At 61.0% G+C, this 16,394-nt stretch carries 19 protein-coding genes, 1 tRNA gene, 1 pseudogene and 1 riboswitch; of the genes and pseudogenes, 8 read left to right on the top strand and 13 right to left on the bottom strand.

Annotated features, from left to right (window positions below; genetic code table 11):
- Positions 1–471 precede the first annotated feature (471 nt).
- The 10 genes from P3T20_RS07230 to ydfG form a co-directional block, all read right to left on the bottom strand.
- Positions 472–1,860, bottom strand: a complete 1,389-nt coding sequence (locus P3T20_RS07230; RefSeq protein ID WP_429286543.1) for a GGDEF domain-containing protein — start codon at positions 1,858–1,860, stop codon at positions 472–474.
- A 259-nt stretch (positions 1,861–2,119) separates the two neighbouring features.
- Positions 2,120–2,195 (bottom strand) — tRNA-Lys (locus P3T20_RS07225).
- A 161-nt stretch (positions 2,196–2,356) separates the two neighbouring features.
- On the bottom strand, positions 2,357–3,106 hold the full coding sequence (gene ybgF, locus P3T20_RS07220; RefSeq protein ID WP_429286542.1) for a tol-pal system protein YbgF: 750 nt from the start codon (positions 3,104–3,106) through the stop codon (positions 2,357–2,359).
- A gap of 15 nt (positions 3,107–3,121) precedes the next feature.
- Entirely contained in the window at positions 3,122–3,631 is a 510-nt protein-coding gene (gene pal / locus P3T20_RS07215) for a peptidoglycan-associated lipoprotein Pal (protein ID WP_074265794.1), read from the bottom strand.
- 18 nt (positions 3,632–3,649) lie between these two features.
- Positions 3,650–4,942, bottom strand: a complete 1,293-nt coding sequence (gene tolB / locus P3T20_RS07210; RefSeq protein ID WP_074265793.1) for a Tol-Pal system beta propeller repeat protein TolB — start codon at positions 4,940–4,942, stop codon at positions 3,650–3,652.
- 114 nt (positions 4,943–5,056) lie between these two features.
- Positions 5,057–6,064, bottom strand: a complete 1,008-nt coding sequence (tolA, locus tag P3T20_RS07205; RefSeq protein ID WP_429286541.1) for a cell envelope integrity protein TolA — start codon at positions 6,062–6,064, stop codon at positions 5,057–5,059.
- Positions 6,061–6,513, bottom strand: a complete 453-nt coding sequence (tolR, locus tag P3T20_RS07200) for a protein TolR (protein WP_074265791.1) — start codon at positions 6,511–6,513, stop codon at positions 6,061–6,063. Before tolR ends, tolA begins: the two co-directional genes overlap by 4 nt.
- Positions 6,514–6,523: 10 nt before the next feature.
- Positions 6,524–7,201, bottom strand: a complete 678-nt coding sequence (tolQ, locus tag P3T20_RS07195) for a protein TolQ (protein ID WP_074265790.1) — start codon at positions 7,199–7,201, stop codon at positions 6,524–6,526.
- Positions 7,202–7,355: 154 nt separating this feature from the next.
- Complete coding sequence (gene ybgC, locus P3T20_RS07190) at positions 7,356–7,835, bottom strand: tol-pal system-associated acyl-CoA thioesterase (RefSeq protein WP_074265789.1); 480 nt, start codon at positions 7,833–7,835, stop codon at positions 7,356–7,358.
- Between the two features lie 57 nt (positions 7,836–7,892).
- Positions 7,893–8,639, bottom strand: a complete 747-nt coding sequence (gene ydfG / locus P3T20_RS07185; RefSeq protein WP_429286540.1) for a bifunctional NADP-dependent 3-hydroxy acid dehydrogenase/3-hydroxypropionate dehydrogenase YdfG — start codon at positions 8,637–8,639, stop codon at positions 7,893–7,895.
- Positions 8,640–8,925: 286 nt separating this feature from the next.
- Positions 8,926–9,025: riboswitch (ZMP/ZTP riboswitch) on the top strand.
- 175 nt (positions 9,026–9,200) lie between these two features.
- Here ydfG and glyA point away from each other — a divergent pair.
- The 7 genes and pseudogenes from glyA to P3T20_RS07150 all read left to right on the top strand — a co-directional run bounded on the left by glyA (position 9,201) and on the right by P3T20_RS07150 (position 13,975).
- Positions 9,201–10,448 carry a serine hydroxymethyltransferase gene (gene glyA, locus P3T20_RS07180; protein WP_429286539.1) on the top strand — a complete coding sequence of 416 codons (1,248 nt, stop codon included), beginning with the start codon at positions 9,201–9,203 and terminating at the stop codon, positions 10,446–10,448.
- Positions 10,449–10,451: 3 nt separating this feature from the next.
- Complete coding sequence (gene nrdR / locus P3T20_RS07175) at positions 10,452–10,934, top strand: transcriptional regulator NrdR (protein ID WP_074265786.1); 483 nt, start codon at positions 10,452–10,454, stop codon at positions 10,932–10,934.
- A 150-nt stretch (positions 10,935–11,084) separates the two neighbouring features.
- A pseudogene (locus P3T20_RS07170) lies at positions 11,085–11,650 on the top strand (GspH/FimT family pseudopilin).
- Entirely contained in the window at positions 11,647–12,072 is a 426-nt protein-coding gene (locus tag P3T20_RS07165) for a type IV pilus modification PilV family protein (protein ID WP_429286538.1), read from the top strand. The pseudogene P3T20_RS07170 and the gene P3T20_RS07165 overlap by 4 nt, the downstream one beginning before the upstream one ends.
- On the top strand, positions 12,069–12,878 hold the full coding sequence (locus P3T20_RS07160) for a PilW family protein (protein ID WP_429286537.1): 810 nt from the start codon (positions 12,069–12,071) through the stop codon (positions 12,876–12,878). The genes P3T20_RS07165 and P3T20_RS07160 overlap by 4 nt, the downstream gene beginning before the upstream one ends.
- Positions 12,875–13,480 (top strand): pilus assembly PilX family protein, encoded by a 606-nt coding sequence (locus P3T20_RS07155; RefSeq protein WP_429286536.1) that lies wholly within the window; start codon positions 12,875–12,877, stop codon positions 13,478–13,480. Before P3T20_RS07160 ends, P3T20_RS07155 begins: the two co-directional genes overlap by 4 nt.
- Before the next feature lie 12 nt (positions 13,481–13,492).
- Positions 13,493–13,975 (top strand): type IV pilin protein, encoded by a 483-nt coding sequence (locus tag P3T20_RS07150; RefSeq protein WP_429286535.1) that lies wholly within the window; start codon positions 13,493–13,495, stop codon positions 13,973–13,975.
- 72 nt (positions 13,976–14,047) lie between these two features.
- Here the strand turns inward: P3T20_RS07150 and P3T20_RS07145 are convergent, their stop codons facing one another.
- From P3T20_RS07145 to P3T20_RS07135, 3 genes are all read right to left on the bottom strand, one after another.
- A complete protein-coding gene (locus P3T20_RS07145) occupies positions 14,048–14,509 on the bottom strand; it encodes a DUF3318 domain-containing protein (RefSeq protein WP_429286534.1) in 462 nt (153 codons plus the stop codon).
- 72 nt (positions 14,510–14,581) lie between these two features.
- On the bottom strand, positions 14,582–14,968 hold the full coding sequence (locus P3T20_RS07140; RefSeq protein ID WP_429286676.1) for a phage holin family protein: 387 nt from the start codon (positions 14,966–14,968) through the stop codon (positions 14,582–14,584).
- A 121-nt stretch (positions 14,969–15,089) separates the two neighbouring features.
- Complete coding sequence (locus P3T20_RS07135) at positions 15,090–15,392, bottom strand: DUF883 family protein (RefSeq protein ID WP_008919742.1); 303 nt, start codon at positions 15,390–15,392, stop codon at positions 15,090–15,092.
- Positions 15,393–15,738: 346 nt separating this feature from the next.
- On the opposite strand from P3T20_RS07135, the gene P3T20_RS07130 reads away from it, so the two are divergent.
- Positions 15,739–16,377 carry a peroxiredoxin gene (locus tag P3T20_RS07130; protein ID WP_074265781.1) on the top strand — a complete coding sequence of 213 codons (639 nt, stop codon included), beginning with the start codon at positions 15,739–15,741 and terminating at the stop codon, positions 16,375–16,377.
- Positions 16,378–16,394 lie beyond the last annotated feature (17 nt).

Raw genomic sequence — 16,394 nt, 5'->3', positions numbered from 1 at the left:
GCATGCACGCTTCCAATCAGCGTCATTTTCATGAGCTGATCTGTATTTGCCAGGAACGTGCGTATTCCGTCGTTTACTCAAAAGGCAGTAAATTCGCAATTTGCGTAATTCCGAATCGCCGTGGATGGAATGCGTATCGACAAAGATGACGGCGAGCCGCTCCCAGTTAGCATCGACACTTTGGACTTAAAACGGTCACAAAAAAATGTTTCAAAATTATGTCCGAATGGAATGCCCGGGTTGCCTGTCAAGCCGTAGCGGCAGAGTGGTGCATCGGCACTTGTTTGAATCGATTTTTGTTGATATTTGGTGCGAGATATTGCGGGCGCACTAATTTGGTTAGATATACACGGACGTCGGAATTGGCACGGAGTTGAGTGGCCTTTAAATCTTCGCAGGCGTTTCTCGACGTGCGCCCACTGGGAGACTTCTAAAACGATTGGCGCAGATCCGTCGAACGATCGCGAATCTTTACAACTGCTGGAGCTTTTTGGCGTGCTGTCGCTTCAAGTGCTTTTGCTTGTACATCATTGCGTCGGCTCGCGAAACCAGTTGCTCGAACGATTCGTCTATAGTCAGATCACTGCTTGCTTCACCGACGCTGTAGCTGATCGGATAGCGTCTGTCGGCGCCCTGGTTCATGGCCGCGGCGCTTTCATCCATGCGCGCCATGGCAATTTTTGCGTTGACGCCATCGTCGTGGATAACGACAGCAAATTCGTCGCCACCGATCCGCGCGACGATGTCAGAACCTCGAAATGTGCTGCGAAGCAACGTCGCTATTTCCACGAGGAATTGCGATCCCGCTTCGTGACCAAAACTATCGTTGACCTGCTTTAAGCCGTCGAGATCGAAGAACAGAACAGTCAGAGCAGACTGGTCCCGTTGCGCCTGCAGTACCGCTTGCTCGCCGAGCAGGTTAAATCCACGACGGTTCAGGACTCCTGTCAGTTCATCGGTGAGCGACATGTCACGGAGATCGCGCTCGAGCGCATTGATACGCCCGGCCATCAAGATAACCAGAGCGAACAACGCAATCGAGATAACCGATGCGCTCAATGCTGCAGCGTAGGGCGCGGACAGCCAGCCCTGCCGCGTCGTATATGCACTGCCACTTACCATCAGGAACGGCAGGAACAGCGCGAATGGCAGAACGGCTCGTGCGATGCGACTGCCTATTCCGATTCCCAAAAGAACGGAAAAATGACCACTTTCTGCCCGACGGCCGACTTTAACGAAAACCAGTAGCGCCATGCAAACAAGGGTATGAGGCGACGTTCGTGTGTCGGCCGACTGACCAAAAAGCCCTGCTGCTCCAAAACAGTACCCGGCAAGAATCACCAGCGTCAGAACCACGATCGCAAGGGTGAGCACGTCGACCATGTTTGAGATCGGACTTTTGCGAGCGCGGGCAAACAGCGATGTCACGCCAAGCAGTATAAAAAACACCGACGTTTGCAGAGCCATGCGCCCGGGGATGGTCGATGTCGGATCGGCGGCCAGCAGGATATCGAATCCGCTTGTCTTTCCGGTCAGATGCTCAAACAACACCGATCCGGCGATGACGACGATCGCTGCGGCGAGAATGCGTCCCAGCATCAGGTGACGGGCGGTTTGCCTGTTTCGGGACAACGTCAGGTTGCCAGTTGAAAGCAGCAGGCATAACGCGGTATTGGCCTTCATAAGCGACCAACCGTGGGGGAGCAGTGTAGCCAAGGCGGGAATCAGCCAAGCGCAGAGCACGGTCCCCGCGGTCAGGGCAACGAGCGCAAGGGAAACCATCTGAAGAGAGGCGAGCCGGGCGATGACCTTGAGGTCGGGCCGACTGGATAACGTTTTTAACGGGTCGGCTGCGGGCATTGGGACGAAATCACTATGCTAGAAACCTTACTTGAGTGTGCCGGCCGAGTGTAGCGGTTTCAGCGCTGGAAGGCAGAGGCAAGGCGGCGGGTGAAGGGGCTTCGCAAGGTTCTGCTTCGGTACGCGTGCGACAAGCGCTCACGCGAGAGGAAACACAATTACAACGATCGAACTGGATTTGTGTCGACCCAAATGCGTACGCGGTTCAGTAAAATAGAAAAGGGCTTACATGCATGCGCATGTAAGCCCTTGAATCTTTTGGTAGGCCGTACGGGATTCGAACCTGTGACCAACGGATTAAAAGTCCGCTGCTCTACCAGCTGAGCTAACGACCCAAAAGAGAAGCGGAATTATAGCGATACGGCGTGCCGCCTGTCAACCCGGCCGCTGTCGCGCAGAAAAACGAAAAGCCCAGAGCAACGGCTGCCCCGGGCTTTCCGGCGAGAGGCGCGCGTGACGTTTAATTCGACACTACGCGTTTGCTGCGAGCTGCAAATTACTTGATTTGCGACAACTTGCCTTGCGCCGACTGAGCGACGTCCGAGCTGCCGTATTGCGCCACGATCTGCTCGAGGGTCTTCTTTGCTGCTGCTTTCTGACCTTGTTCGAGCTGATTGTTGGCAATCGCGAGCAGCGCTTCCGGCGCACGCGGATGCTGCGGGTAATTCTTCACAACGCCTTCCCACGTAGCCGTCGAGCCCTTGTAGTCACGCAGTGCATACAGTGCGTTGCCGAGCCAGTACTGCGCGGTCGGCTGATAAGGGCTCTGCGGATACTTGGCGATGAAGCTGCGGAAGGAGGCCGCCGCACTCTTGAAGTCGCCATTGCGGAACTGCGTTGAGGCCGCATTGAACGCATCCGTCTCGCCAGGCTGTACCGTGCCGTCTACACCGTCCACGGTCTGCTGCTGCGGCTCGAATTTCTTGAGCCGCGTGTCGAGATCGGTGTAGTAGTCCTTCTGCTGCTTTTGCACTGTGGCGAGCTGGTTTGCCATGTCCTCGTTCTGTCCGCGAAGCGTCGCGACCTGCTGGTTGAGCTGATCGAGGCGGTTGGACTGATCGAGGATGGTCCGCTGCGCGGCCGACAACTGACTCGACAGGCTATCGGTCTTGGTACGCAGATCGAGAATCGCCTGACGGGCTTGGTCGTCGTCGAACATGCCGGCGTGAGCCGGCACGGCCGTCAGGGCCGAGCCCACCACGCAGGCGGCTGCAGCAAAGCGCAGCCAGGAGAAACGTTGCGTCATACGGCTCATCACCTATTACTGTTGGTAGACGAGATCAGCGCGGCGGTTTTGTGCCCACGATTCTTCGTCATGACCGGTTGCCTGCGGCTTTTCCTTGCCCAGACTCACGGCTTCCATCTGCGAATCCGGCACGCCAAGCAGCGACAGCGCGCGACGGACAGCTTCAGCTCGCTTCTGGCCGAGTGCCAGGTTGTACTCGCTCGTGCCGCGTTCGTCGGTGTTGCCCTGGATCAGCACGTGACGTTCCGGATGTGCCTTCAGATAACGCGCGTGTTGTGCCAGCAGCGACTGGTATTCGTCCTTGACCGAGTAGCTGTCGAAGTCGAAGTAGATGCTACGCTTGGCGAGCGGGCTGTTCGGATCGTTCAGCTCGTCGACGTTCACCTGTGCGACTGCATTCGGGTTCGGTTGAGTTGAGACAGCGCCGCCCTTATTGGCGTTCTCGTCGAGCTTGACGCCCGAATGACATGCAGCGAGTGCACCGACCAGCAATGCGGCAAATACGATACGAAGTTTAGACATCATTGTTACTCTCCTTGTGTGTTATTGCATAAACGGGCCCCAGGACGGCTCGCGAACGACGCCGCCCTGAACGGACAGGACCTGCCGAGTGCGACCGTCGGTCGATACTGCGGCCAACACGCCACGGCCGTTCACCTGTGTGGCGTAAAGAATGTACTGACCATTCGCCGCGAAGCTCGGCGATTCGTCATGTGTTGTGTCGGTCAGGCCGGTTGCGGAACCGGACTGCAAGTCCTGAACATACAGCTTGAAAGCGCCGCCCACACGCGAGATATAGGCGAGCTGCTTGCCGTCCGGGCTCACGCGCGGGCTCGTATTGTAGCTGCCCGTGAACGTGACCCGCTGGGCCGCGCCGGCGCTTTCGCCCTGGGCCGGCATCTTGTAGATCTGCGGTTGACCACCACGGTCGCTGGTGAAATAAATCCACTGTCCGTCAGGAGAGTAGTTCGGTTCGGTGTCGATCGAGCTGCCTTGAGTCAGCCGGCGCAGACCGCTGCCGTCCGCATTGACGGCGAAAATCTGCGTGTTGCCGGTGCGCGAAAGCGCCACAGCCAACGTGCGTCCATCCGGCGACCAGGCCGGCGCACTGTTATTTCCCTTCTGGTCCGAAACGATCACGCGACGGCCCGTGGGCAGATCGTGGATGTAGACGATCGGCTTTTTCTTTTCGAAGGATACGTAGGCGACCTTCGTGCCGTCAGGCGACCAGGCGGGCGAGATGATCGGCTCGGGGCTCGACAGCGCGATGTGCGCATCCTGGCCATCCGAATCGGAAATCTGCAACTGGTAGCGGTTGCCGGTCTTGATGACGTAAGACAGACGGGTGGCGAACACGCCGCGATCGCCCAGCAGCTTCGCATAAATGTAGTCGGCCACCTTATGCGCGCTCATCCGCAGGCCGCTTTCAGGGCTCACCAGCACGAGGCCACCAAGGCTTTCGCCCTTGACCGTGTCGTACAGTTTGAAGCGCACTTCGTACTGACCGTTCGGCAGATGGTTCACGCTGCCGGCCACGAACGCGTTGGCGCCCTTGGCCTTCCAGCTGCCCAGATCGACCGAATCGGTTTCCGAAACGGGCGCGCTGCCGGCGTCGACGTTGGTGAATTTGCCGCTGCGTTGCAGATCCTGGCGCACGATCGTGCTGACCTGTTGCGGCGAGTTCGCTTCATTGGCGAAATTCGCCGTCGCGATGGGGAACTGGGTAGCTCCGACGCCCGTAACGAGGACGTTAAGTTGGGCGTGTGCTGCGCCGCCCGCTGCAATCAGGCACGACGCCACCAATGTCCGCAGGCCTAGCTTGGTCATCAAAGTCATGCTGTATGGATTCCCAAAAAATACGATTTCTATCACGGTATGACAGCAGACAGACCGGGAAACTCTCAATTCGTTCCCGGAGACGCCCCGCTGGACGGGGCGTTGGGCCTGCTATCAACCAGCCGGGCGTAAGGTAATCTTGAAGCTCGACGGCGTTTTACCATCAACATCGACCGGCATCGGATCGGACGCCCTGACGGCTCGCTCAGCGGCTGCATCCCACTGGGGATTGCTGCTGGGACGGGTGACCGTCACGTCCAGTAGCGTGCCCGTAGGCGAGCAACGTACGGAAATTTCGGTTTCCAGACCTTGCGTATCACCCGACCAAACGATGTTGGGCCGCACGCGCCGTCTGACCTTGTCCGCATACCCCGGCGAAGTCGACGTGCCGCCGGAGCCGCTACCGGTGCCGCTCTTCGCAAGACCGTTGCCCGTCGAGCCTTCGCCCCCGGCCATACCTTGCATCTGTGCAAGCCGCGCACGACGCTCCTGATCGAGCTTCTTCGCTTGCGCTGCGTCGGCCGCCGCTTTAGCCGCCTTCGCCGCCTTCTGCTCATCAGCCTTCTTTTGCGCGTCCGCCTGGGCCTGCTGTTGCTGCTCCTGCAGTTGCTGCTGCTTCAACTGATCCTGCTTTTGCTGATCAGCCAATTGCTGCTGCTTGAGCTTGTCAGCCTGCTGCTGTTGCTGCTTCAGCTTGGCGGCCTGAGCTTTCTGGGCGGCCAGCTGCGCAGCCTGGTCGGCGAGTTGTTGCTGGCGCTTCGCATCGGCCTCCTGCTGGGCTTGCAGCTGCTGTCGCTGCTGTTCGGCAAGCTGGGCCTGGCGTGCGGCTTCCTGCTGCTGACGTTTCTTTTCCTGCAACGCAATATCCGCCTGTTCATCAGGCAGCGGCGGAGCAGGGGCTACCGGCACCGGAGGCGGCGGGGGCGGCCGCGGCGTCGTGACGTCGGGCACCTCCGTCCACAGTTCGGCTTCGGCGCCCGCCGGCGTGCTGTTCTGCCATTGAATGCCGTGGTACAGAAAGAACGCAAGCAGCGCATGCATCACCAGCGCGAGCGCGAACGCTCGCCAGGTACCGCGTTCACGCGGCGGCTGGAGCGGGTAAGTGGAATTCTTGCGGATCATTGCGATTTGACGAGCAGGCCAACGCGCTTGACGCCGCGAGCCTTCAGGTCGGACATCACGTTCATCACGGCTTCGTACTTCACCGTCTTGTCAGCGGCGATCACAACCGGCTGGTCCGGGTGCGACTGCTCGCGGTCGGTGACGAAGCTATCGAGATCCGCCCGCGTCATGCTTTCCTGCTGCATGGCGCCATTGTCGTCTTTATATTTGACGTTCATGTTGCCATCTGCGCGGATATTCACAACAACCGGCGGTGTCTGCTGTTGCGGAGCGGCCCCGCCGACGGTAGGCAGATTGACGATCGACGGTGCGACGAGCGGCGCGGTCACCATGAAGATCACGAGCAGCACGAGCATCACGTCGATATACGGCACGACGTTGATGTCGGCCATCGCGCGGCGCGAACGGCTGCCGCGCATACTGGAGGAGCGACTGGAGGAACCGGCCATCGTGGACTCCTTAGTGCGCCTGACGTTGCAGGATGTTCGAGAATTCTTCGATGAAGGTCTCGAAGCGGATCGCCAGACGGTCGATGTCGTGCGCGTAACGGTTATAGGCCACCACCGCCGGAATGGCGGCGAACAGGCCGATTGCCGTTGCGGTCAGCGCCTCGGCGATACCTGGCGCGACGTTGGCGAGCGTGGCCTGCTGGACGTTGGCGAGGCCGCGGAACGCATTCATGATCCCCCAAACCGTGCCGAAGAGACCGATGTACGGACTGACCGAACCCACCGAGGCGAGGAACGCCAGATTGGCTTCGAGCACATCCATCTCGCGCTGGAACGCGGCGCGCATCGCGCGGCGGGCGCCGTCGAGGATCAGGCCCGGGTCGTTAAGACGCTTTTCCTTGCCCTTCAGGAATTCGCGCATGCCGGACTCGAAGATGCGTTCGAGCGCACCGATCGTATGGCGGTTGTTCGCAGCGCTTTGGTAGAGCGCCTGCAGGTCGCCACCGGACCAGAAATCGCGTTCGAAACGCTCAGTCTGCGCGCGTGCGCGGCGGATCGCAAACCACTTGCGGAAGATGAAAGTCCACGACAGCAGCGACAGCAGCAGCAACAGTGCCATCACTGCCTGGGCCAGCAGACTCGCATTAAGAACGAGAGAAATGATCGATAGATCTTGTGTAGTGTTCATATAGGTTCGCTGTAACGTCCCGGAAGGGGGCGTCCGGCTGCAAGGTCAGTCGAAGCTTGCCGTGAGGAAACCGGAAGCTTCGGCAGACCGCGGGCCGAACCATGCTTTGTGTTGCTTGATCGATACGAGTTCACTGGCCCCGTAACAACGATGTTCAACCGTTGTCCGTTGACACGTTGCACATACTTACATCGGCCCCTCGACGCAATGCGGCGAGGACAGATGCAGGAATCGCGGCAGGGCGCAGCGTTACCCGGTCGACGCAGCCGACCCGAATGGTCCCCGTAGCAAGCAGCGTGCCCTCGCGCCAGGCCTCCTGGAAGAAATCGACCGACGCGCGGCCAATTCGTTCTGGGCGGCTAACAATTTTGACGAGATCGTCAAGCCGGGCGGGCGCGAGATAGTCGAGCGCGGTGCTGCGTACGATGAACAGGGCGCCCGTTTCCTGCACCAGGCGGTCCTGCTCGACGCCGCATGCTCGTAGCCATTCGGTACGTGCCCGCTCGAAAAACTTCAAATAATTCGCGTAGAACACGATGCCGCCAGCATCGGTATCTTCGTAGTACACGCGAATCGGCCAGATGAAGCCGATTCCCGCATCGGGCTCGCTGGGGGACATATTCATGCGGCGCATTTTACCCGGAACGCAAAACCCCACGTTATTTCGTGGGTCAGTCCGGATAAGGCAGCCTCAGCCGCGATGCACCGACAACCCCGCAAACGACTGCGCGACGGGCATCAGTTCGATCGTATTGACGTTGACGTGTGCCGGGCGCGTCGCGGTCCAGTAGATCGCATCGGCGATGTCTTCGGCGGTCAGCGGCTGCACGTTCTGGTAGACGTTGGCCGCCTTCTCGTCGTCGCCGCGAAAGCGCACGTTGGAAAACTCGGTACCCCCGCACAAGCCAGGCTCAACATCGGTTACGCGCAACGGCGTGCCGGCCAGATCGGCGCGCAGGTTCAGGCTGAACTGCCGTACGAACGCTTTAGTGGCGCCGTAGACGTTACCACCCGCATACGGCCAGTTTGCCGCCGCCGAACTTAGGTTAAACACATGGCCGCATTTGCGCTCGACCATCCCGGGTAGCAATGCATGCGTGACGTGCACGAGCCCGGAGCAGTTCGTGTCGATCATGGTTTGCCAGTCGTCGAGGTTCGCGCGTTGCGCAGGTTCAAGGCCAAGCGCGAGGCCCGCGTTGTTCACCAGCACGTCGATCGCCGCAAAGCTCTCCGGCAGCGCAGCGGGGACGGCGGCGACGGCGGCACGGTCGCGCACGTCGAGCTCGAGCGGCAGAAGCGCTTCACCAAGTTCGTCGGCAAGCGCCTGCAGACGGTCTTTACGGCGCGCGGTGGCGACGACGCGATGGCCGCCCTTGACGAAAGTACGGGCGATGGCAGCGCCGAATCCTGCGGACGCCCCGGTGACGAAGACGATCATTGCGTTTTCCTGATGGGGAGAGGGGAAAGTCGCCAAGCCTACTTGCAATGCGGCGCTGCGGCAAGAACGCCCTTGCCGCCAGTGGAGTGTCTCCAGACGCGCGGATGCGACGTGAGAGACCGGTGAGTCATTCACGGCCTGGCCGTCGGCCTCGGCGGGCGCTACGGATGGCGGGACGGCTCCTGCTCGTAGTGGAATTTCGTCTGATGTTTGCAGAGCGCTTGCCCTTGCGGCCCACGCGGCGGGCCGGTTGCCTATTCCAGGCGGTTCCAATAAACTAACGCGCTCATCCCTGCGTGACTGGCGATAGAACCAAACAGGTTCAAGGTGGAGCGTCCCACCGTGAAGCGCAGGGTGCCGTTTTGCCGTTCGCCTGGGCAGCCGTGATCCGCGCGCAGTCAATTGCGCCGCCGGTGGCTGTCCTGCCTCGCGTGTGCGGCTTATCTTCATCCGCCACGTCAGGGCTGGCACAGCCGCCAGCAGCGCCGCGTACCCACTACGCTTTCTGCACGAAATTCGGCGCACGATCCGGTCAACCTGAAAACACTCAACGGAACCCGTATGTTTGACAGAGCCCAAAGCACCATCGCCAACGTCGATCCTGAACTCTGGAAAGCGATCGAGCAGGAAAACCGCCGTCAGGAAGACCACATCGAACTGATCGCGTCGGAAAACTACACGAGCCCGGCTGTCATGGCTGCGCAAGGCTCGCAACTCACCAACAAGTACGCGGAAGGTTATCCGGGTAAGCGCTACTACGGCGGCTGCGAATATGTGGACATCGTCGAGCAGCTCGCTATCGACCGCGTCAAGGAACTGTTCGGCGCTGAAGCTGCGAACGTGCAGCCGAATTCCGGATCGCAGGCGAACCAGGGCGTGTTCTTCGCCATGCTCAAGCCGGGCGACACGATCATGGGCATGAGCCTCGCGCACGGCGGCCACCTCACGCACGGCTCGCCGGTCAACATGTCGGGCAAGTGGTTCAACGTCGTCAGCTACGGTTTGAACGAAGCGGAAGACATCGACTACGACGCGGCTGAGAAGCTCGCCCAGGAACACAAGCCGAAGCTGATCGTGGCCGGCGCCTCGGCCTTCGCGCTGCGCATCGACTTCGAGCGTCTGTCGAAGATCGCCAAATCGGTTGGCGCGTACCTGATGGTCGACATGGCGCACTACGCCGGTCTGATCGCCGCGGGTGTCTACCCGAACCCGGTGCCGCATTCGGACTTCGTCACCACCACGACTCACAAGAGCCTGCGCGGCCCGCGCGGCGGCGTGATCCTGATGAAGGCCGAGTTTGAAAAGGCGATCAACTCGGCAATCTTCCCGGGCATCCAGGGTGGTCCGCTGATGCACGTGATTGCCGGCAAGGCCGTTGCGTTCAAGGAAGCGCTGTCGCCGGAATTCAAGGAATACCAGCAGAAGGTCGTGGACAACGCCCGGGTGCTGGCCGAAACGCTCGTGAAGCGCGGTCTGCGCATCGTCTCGGGCCGTACGGAAAGCCACGTCATGCTGGTCGACCTGCGTGCGAAGCACACCACGGGCAAGGCAGCGGAAGCGGCGCTCGGCGCGGCGCATATTACCGTCAACAAGAACGCAATTCCGAACGATCCGGAAAAGCCGTTCGTGACGAGCGGTATCCGTCTCGGTTCGCCTGCCATGACCACGCGCGGTTTTGGCGTGAAGGAAGCGGAGCAGGTGGGTAACCTGATCGCTGATCTGCTGGACAACCCGGAAGACGTGGCGACGATCGAACGCGTTCGCACGCAGGTCGCCGAGTTGACCAAGCGCTTCCCGGTCTACAAGTAAGCGATGCGCTGCCCCTTCTGCCGGCATGACGATACGCAGGTCGTGGACTCGCGCGTATCCGAGGACGGCGCCGCGATTCGCCGGCGCCGCCGCTGCCCGGCCTGCGACAAACGTTTTACGACGTATGAGCGGGTTGAGCTGGCGTTGCCCTCGGTCGTCAAGAAGGATGGCAGCCGCACCGAATTCGATCGCCGCAAGATCGTCGCGAGCATGCAACTGGCGCTGCGCAAGCGCCCGGTTGCGGCGGACGCGGTCGACGCGGCTGTCGCCCGCATTGAATACCAACTGCTGGGCAGTGGCGAGCGCGAAGTGCGCAGCGAGCGTCTTGGCGAACTCGTGATGAACGAGTTGCGCGCGCTCGACACGATTGCTTACGTGCGCTTTGCTTCTGTCTACCGGCGTTTCGAGGATGTGTCTGAATTCGAAGACGTCATCGAAGAGTTTCGCCGCGCGGCGACGCCGCCTAAGCCTACCCGCAAGCGCTGATTGTTCGCGCAATAGCATCTTTTATTCCCCCTGTAGCCGTCACACCGACATTGTTGCGGGTGACGCCGCTCGTCCGCTACCTGGCCGTTCGGCAGATTGTCGACGCACTCCTGCTTGCGTAAATTGATCGCATTCTTTTGAAGTTGAGGAATGCAGATGAAGCAGGATGCAGATTTACCGCGCGTGGCCCGCGGTTTTACGTTGATCGAAACATTGGTCGTGGTTGCCGTGCTGGCGGTCATCGCGGTTATGACGACACCGTCGTTCGTCGCGTGGCATACGCGAGACCAGGTCGATGCGCGTGCGCGAGCCCTCCTTTCGACGTTGTCATACGCGCGCAGCGAAGCTGTCAGGCGCGGTGTGCGTGTGACTGTGTGCCGGGTCGACGCGGCAAGGCACTGTCTTGCCTCCGGGCAAGCTTGCCGCACCGGATTAGCCGACTGGTCATGCGGTTGGGCAGTGATGGTCGAGCGCGCTGGAACGCCATCGGTGTTACGTGCGCAGGCCGAACTGGCAGCGGTGAGTATTGCCGGGACCGAGACGAATCTCACATTCACGCCGCCCTCCGGTCAGTTGATCGGCAGCTTCCGTAGCTTCGACATCGCACCGCACGCCCCTTCGCGGGCGACACAAGGGCAGTCGTGGCGGCGCTGCATCCGTATCGCTGCGGGTGGACGGCGCGCATCGTCGACGGCGCTTGCGGAGCGACGTCATGATCGCTGCACAGGCCAGATGGTCGCGCGGCGCATCGCTGATCGAGGTCATGCTTGCGGTTGCGCTGACAGCAGTCACGGCCCTCGGCCTGATTGCGACGCAGTTATGGATTGCGCGAGACACACGTGCTGCAGCACTGCGGGAACGCGCCGCGCTTCTGTCGGACGCCTTGGCGGAGGCGGCACGCGCACCGGCAGGTGGCGACACCGCCTTGCGACAGTGGAGCGATCGCACTGCGAGTCTGCTGCCGAAGGGCGACGCGTCGATTAGCGAGCACGGCCAGGGAGTCTCGTTCGCGCGCGTCATATGGTCGGCTGTGGCCAAGACGCCCGCATCGGTGCAGGTGATAGACAAGCCCGATTCGTGCGGCGATCTGCCGGTTGCCGCTGGACTGTCGTGTTCTGCCGTGGCGTTTGTCAAATGAAACTACGTGCCATTTTTCCGCGCGGCCATACGCTCGTCGAAGTGACGATTGCCCTGGCGCTGGGGCTCGTCGTGACCGCTGGCGCCGTTTCGCTGTATCGCTCGCAACGGGCAGCGTTTGGCGAAGCCGGCGACGCGCTACAGATGCGCGAAGCGGGTCTGGCAGCGCTTACGGTGATCGGTCAGCAACTCCAGATGACCGGGTTCATACCCGGGGACGCACCTTTGCCGCAACTCCGACCGACTCTGTTCGGATGTTCGTCTGCGAGGCCCACAGGCACCGACGACAACCCCACGTGCGAAGCGCTGGCCAGTCGGTCGGACGGTATTGCGGTTCGGTATGTCGGCGATAACGTTTCGACGTGGCCGTCGTCGACCGGGCAGTCGACCGATTGTCTCGGCCAGGCGGTGAGCATCGGCGACGCAACGTTCGGTGCGGGACGCGTGTTGATCGTCAATCGGTTCTATGCGAAGCAAAGCGGCTCGACGAGCGAATTCGAGCTGTATTGCGACGGCAACGGCAAATCCGGCTCGGCGCAGCCGCTGGTGGAGGGCGTCGAGCGGCTACGGATCCGGTATTGGCTTGCGGGGGCACAAAGCGCGCTGGACGCGTCCGCAGTCGCAACAGCCCAATGGGCGAACGTCGTTGCCGTAGACCTCTGCGTGCTGGTGCGCGGTGCACCGCAGGGCCGGCGCGTGCGTTACGTCGATTGCGATGGTGCGAGTGTCATCGGAACGGACATGCGCGCGCGGCAGGCCTTCTGGCGGCGTGTGGCGCTTCGGAACAACGAAGGCGACGCGTTATGACGGCCTGCCAGTCAAACGACCCGGCGCCGGTGGAGCGGCCGCTGGCGCAAGCGTCACTGCGCGTTCCCGGTCTACGCCGCGCCTCGCATACGCCCGATCACGGCGCGTCCACCCAACGCGTGCGCGGCGCAGCCTTGCCAATCGTCCTGTTGATCTCATCGATGATGCTGGTGACGTCGGCCGCCTGGTTCGAAGCCTCATTGGCGGCGTCGCGCTCCACGAACAACCTTCGGGAGACCTTGCAAGCCTTCCACGCCGCCGATTCGGCGCTTACCTTATGCGCCCGGGCGGTTCTGTCGGGCGCGGCGCCCGTCGTCGGTGGAATCGCAATCGCCGCCGAGCCAGCCGGATGGAAGCTCGAGCCGACCTTCTCCGCCGGAGCTTTTACACCAATTTCACAGTGGTCCGGCTCAGCCGCTCCCCCGCAATGCCTGGTGGAAGCCTGGCAACTGACAACGCGTCCCGAGGCAAAGGCGTATCTGCTAACCGCACGGGGATTCGGCCGCACCCAGGAGACGCAGACGTGGCTGCAACTGGAACTGGTCGTGGACGGCGAGAAGATCGAGCGGCACTGGCGGCGGGTCGCTGCACGCCCGTTTTAGAGAAGTAACGGTATGAATGAGCACTATTCACATGCGAACTCGAAAGCGCATCGTTCGGCCTTCAGGGCCTTCAATGCCTCCAGGGCTTTCACGCTGCTCGAACTGATCATTGCGCTCGCAATCGCCGCAATACTGGTGGTCTACGCTGTGCCGTCGTATCGCGGACATGTCGCCCGTTCGCATCGGGTCGACGCAGCATCGGCGCTTTATCGGGCCGCGCAGTTTATCGAAGCCGGCGCCCCCGGCGAGGTGAGTCCGCTGCCGGCCGGTCTGGATCAGGCGCCGCCTTTCGGGACAGCGGTCTACCGCTTGCGCACGCTTCCAGCAGACGAAACAAACGGTGGCTACGCGGTGGAGGCTAACCCCACAGAGACAGGGCCGATGAGCGACGACCCGTGCGGGAGTTTCATACTCGATGCAACCGGCTCACGGGCCAATCGCACAGCCGAGAGGGTGGCAACGGCAGACTCAGACGTCTGCTGGAATACGAGATAAGTCCATCGTCCTGAGAGCCCGCTATCCGGATCCAGCCAGTCACGAGCCGCCCGCGCCCGCCAGACGCAAGACTCAATCCACACGCTCGCCCACGACATCGCCCGTCGTCCGGCGCGACTCGTTCTTCATCTGTTGCCAGATGCGATACGCTTCCCACGCCGCCAGCCCAAGACTGCCCCACTTGAGCACCGGCTTCGCGCTCGCCACGACCGTTGCCCGCAACGGCTTGGCAAGCAGCATCGAAGCAATCGAGCTGATCAGCGGATATTCCTTCAGCAGCGAGCCGATCCCCGCGCTGGCGGTCCGGGCTTTACCCCAGCGCATGCCGGCAAAGCCCGGCACGATGAACTTGAGCCAACTGAAGTGCGTCACCGCCTGACGCAAGTCGACCGTGGCCTGCGCGAGCTCCATGCGCTCGACGTCCGCGCGTACCAGCAGCAGTTCCTTGCGCAACGCGCGCAGATGCGGCGCGCTCAGATCGCGGGCGGCCGGGCGTTTGCTGCGAAAGGCGGTATCGGGGTGGCTGGGGCTCATGATGTCTGGCAGCAGGGGTGGTCGGGAAGGCCAACGGCGCTGGCGCGCCGTCGCCGGGCCTGGATCAGGATGTCACGGTTTGCGAAATATCTCGCGGTCCTTTTCGAACTCGGCGAGCGTGGCTTCGAACACCAACGGTGCATTGTGCAAACCGCTGCGCGCCTTTAGTGCACAGGCGATCGCCGCGATTGCATAGACGGCTGTAATGCCGGCCAGCGCCTGCCACCGGTAAGTGTCCCAAAAGGCGATCGCAATCAGCGCCGTGAGCGCGATCAATGCCATGGTGGCGAGCATCATGGCGGCGAGTCCGAGAAACAGCACGCCCAGAAGGCGGTCTTTTTCCTCGGCGAGTTCGATGCCGATCAGTTCGAGCCGCGTCTGCAAAATCGCAAACACGGAACTGAGGATGCGGCGCAGTGGACTGTGCTCCACGCGCTGCGATTGATTGTCGATCGTCATGGCTTGAGCGCGTTGCCTGAGATGCGTGAGATGCGCCAGAAGAAGCGGACCGGCCATGGCTGCGCCGGTCAACCTGAGTCAGCGGCATGCGGGCAAAATCGCCCGGCAATACCGACTGTTTTTACTTGCGGTTGATCAGTAGGCCGACCAGAACACCAACGCCCGCGGCGATGCCGATCGAAGCCCAAGGATGCTCGTGCACGTAGTCATCCGTTGCTCGGGCAGCCTTCTTGCCTTTTTCGACCACCACGACCTGCACGTCAGCGGCCTTTTCCTTGGCCTGTTTCAGGCGCGTCAGCGCCGTTTCACGCAGTTCGGAAGCGCGTTCGCCGGTGGCGCTCGCGGCCTGTTTCAGCAGGTCTTCAGCGTCCGCGAGGACGGTTTTGATATCCGACATCAATCTCTCCTTGTTGACTTCCGACATTTACAGCTCCCATCTTGGTATGTCATGCGTGAATCGTAACCAAAGAAACGTCAGGTGGCGAGCGCAGCAGGCATATGCCGACTATCGCACGAACCATTCCCGGTTGATCCGCGGGCCGTCGAGCACGATTTTTTTGCTTCGTGCACGCGCATGGCTGGCCTCAGATCATGATGGAGTTGATCTGTCCCGCAAAGTTTCCTCTATTCCAGCGGAAATTACAAAAACTCATAAAGTTGTGACGCGATGTTCGTTCGTGGTGTACGCGCGCTCCCGTATGCTCTAAATTTGCGGAGTACCGCAGGCGTAAGCCTGAACGGACCGTCCAACAAACTAAGGAGCATGCATCATGAGTCTACGTCTTGGCGACATCGCACCGGACTTCGAACAGGAATCGAGCCTGGGCCGTATCAAGTTCCACGAATGGCTGGGCGATAGCTGGGGCGTGCTGTTTTCCCACCCGGCAGACTTCACGCCTGTTTGCACCACCGAGCTTGGGTTGACGGCAAAGCTTGCCAGCGAATTTGAAAAACGCAATGTAAAGACCATCGCGCTCTCCGTCGACAACGCGGAGTCGCACAAGGAATGGATCAAGGACATTAACGAGACGCAGGCCGCCAGCGTCGGCTTTCCGATTCTTGCCGATGGCGACCGCAAGGTCTCCGAGCTGTACGACATGATCCATCCGAACGCAAACGAGACGCTCACGGTCCGTTCTCTTTTCGTGATCGATCCGAAGAAGAAGGTGCGTCTGATCATTACGTACCCGGCTAGCACCGGCCGTAACTTTGACGAAGTGCTGCGCGTGATCGACTCGTTGCAGCTTACCGACAGCCATCAGGTGGCGACACCGGGTAACTGGAAGCAGGGCGATGACGTAGTGATCGTGCCGTCGCTGAAGGACGAGGAAGTGATCAAACAGAAATTTCCGAAGGGCTACAAGGCACTGCGTCCGTATCTGCGTTTGACGCCGCAGCCGAACAAGTAAGTCGCGTAAGTTCTACG

The sequence above is a fragment of the Paraburkholderia sp. GAS206C genome, assembly GCF_050435645.1.
Taxonomy (GTDB): domain Bacteria; phylum Pseudomonadota; class Gammaproteobacteria; order Burkholderiales; family Burkholderiaceae; genus Paraburkholderia; species Paraburkholderia phenazinium_B.
The sequence above is the reverse complement of the archived record's forward strand: the minus strand, read 5'-3'. Positions and strand labels throughout refer to the sequence as shown.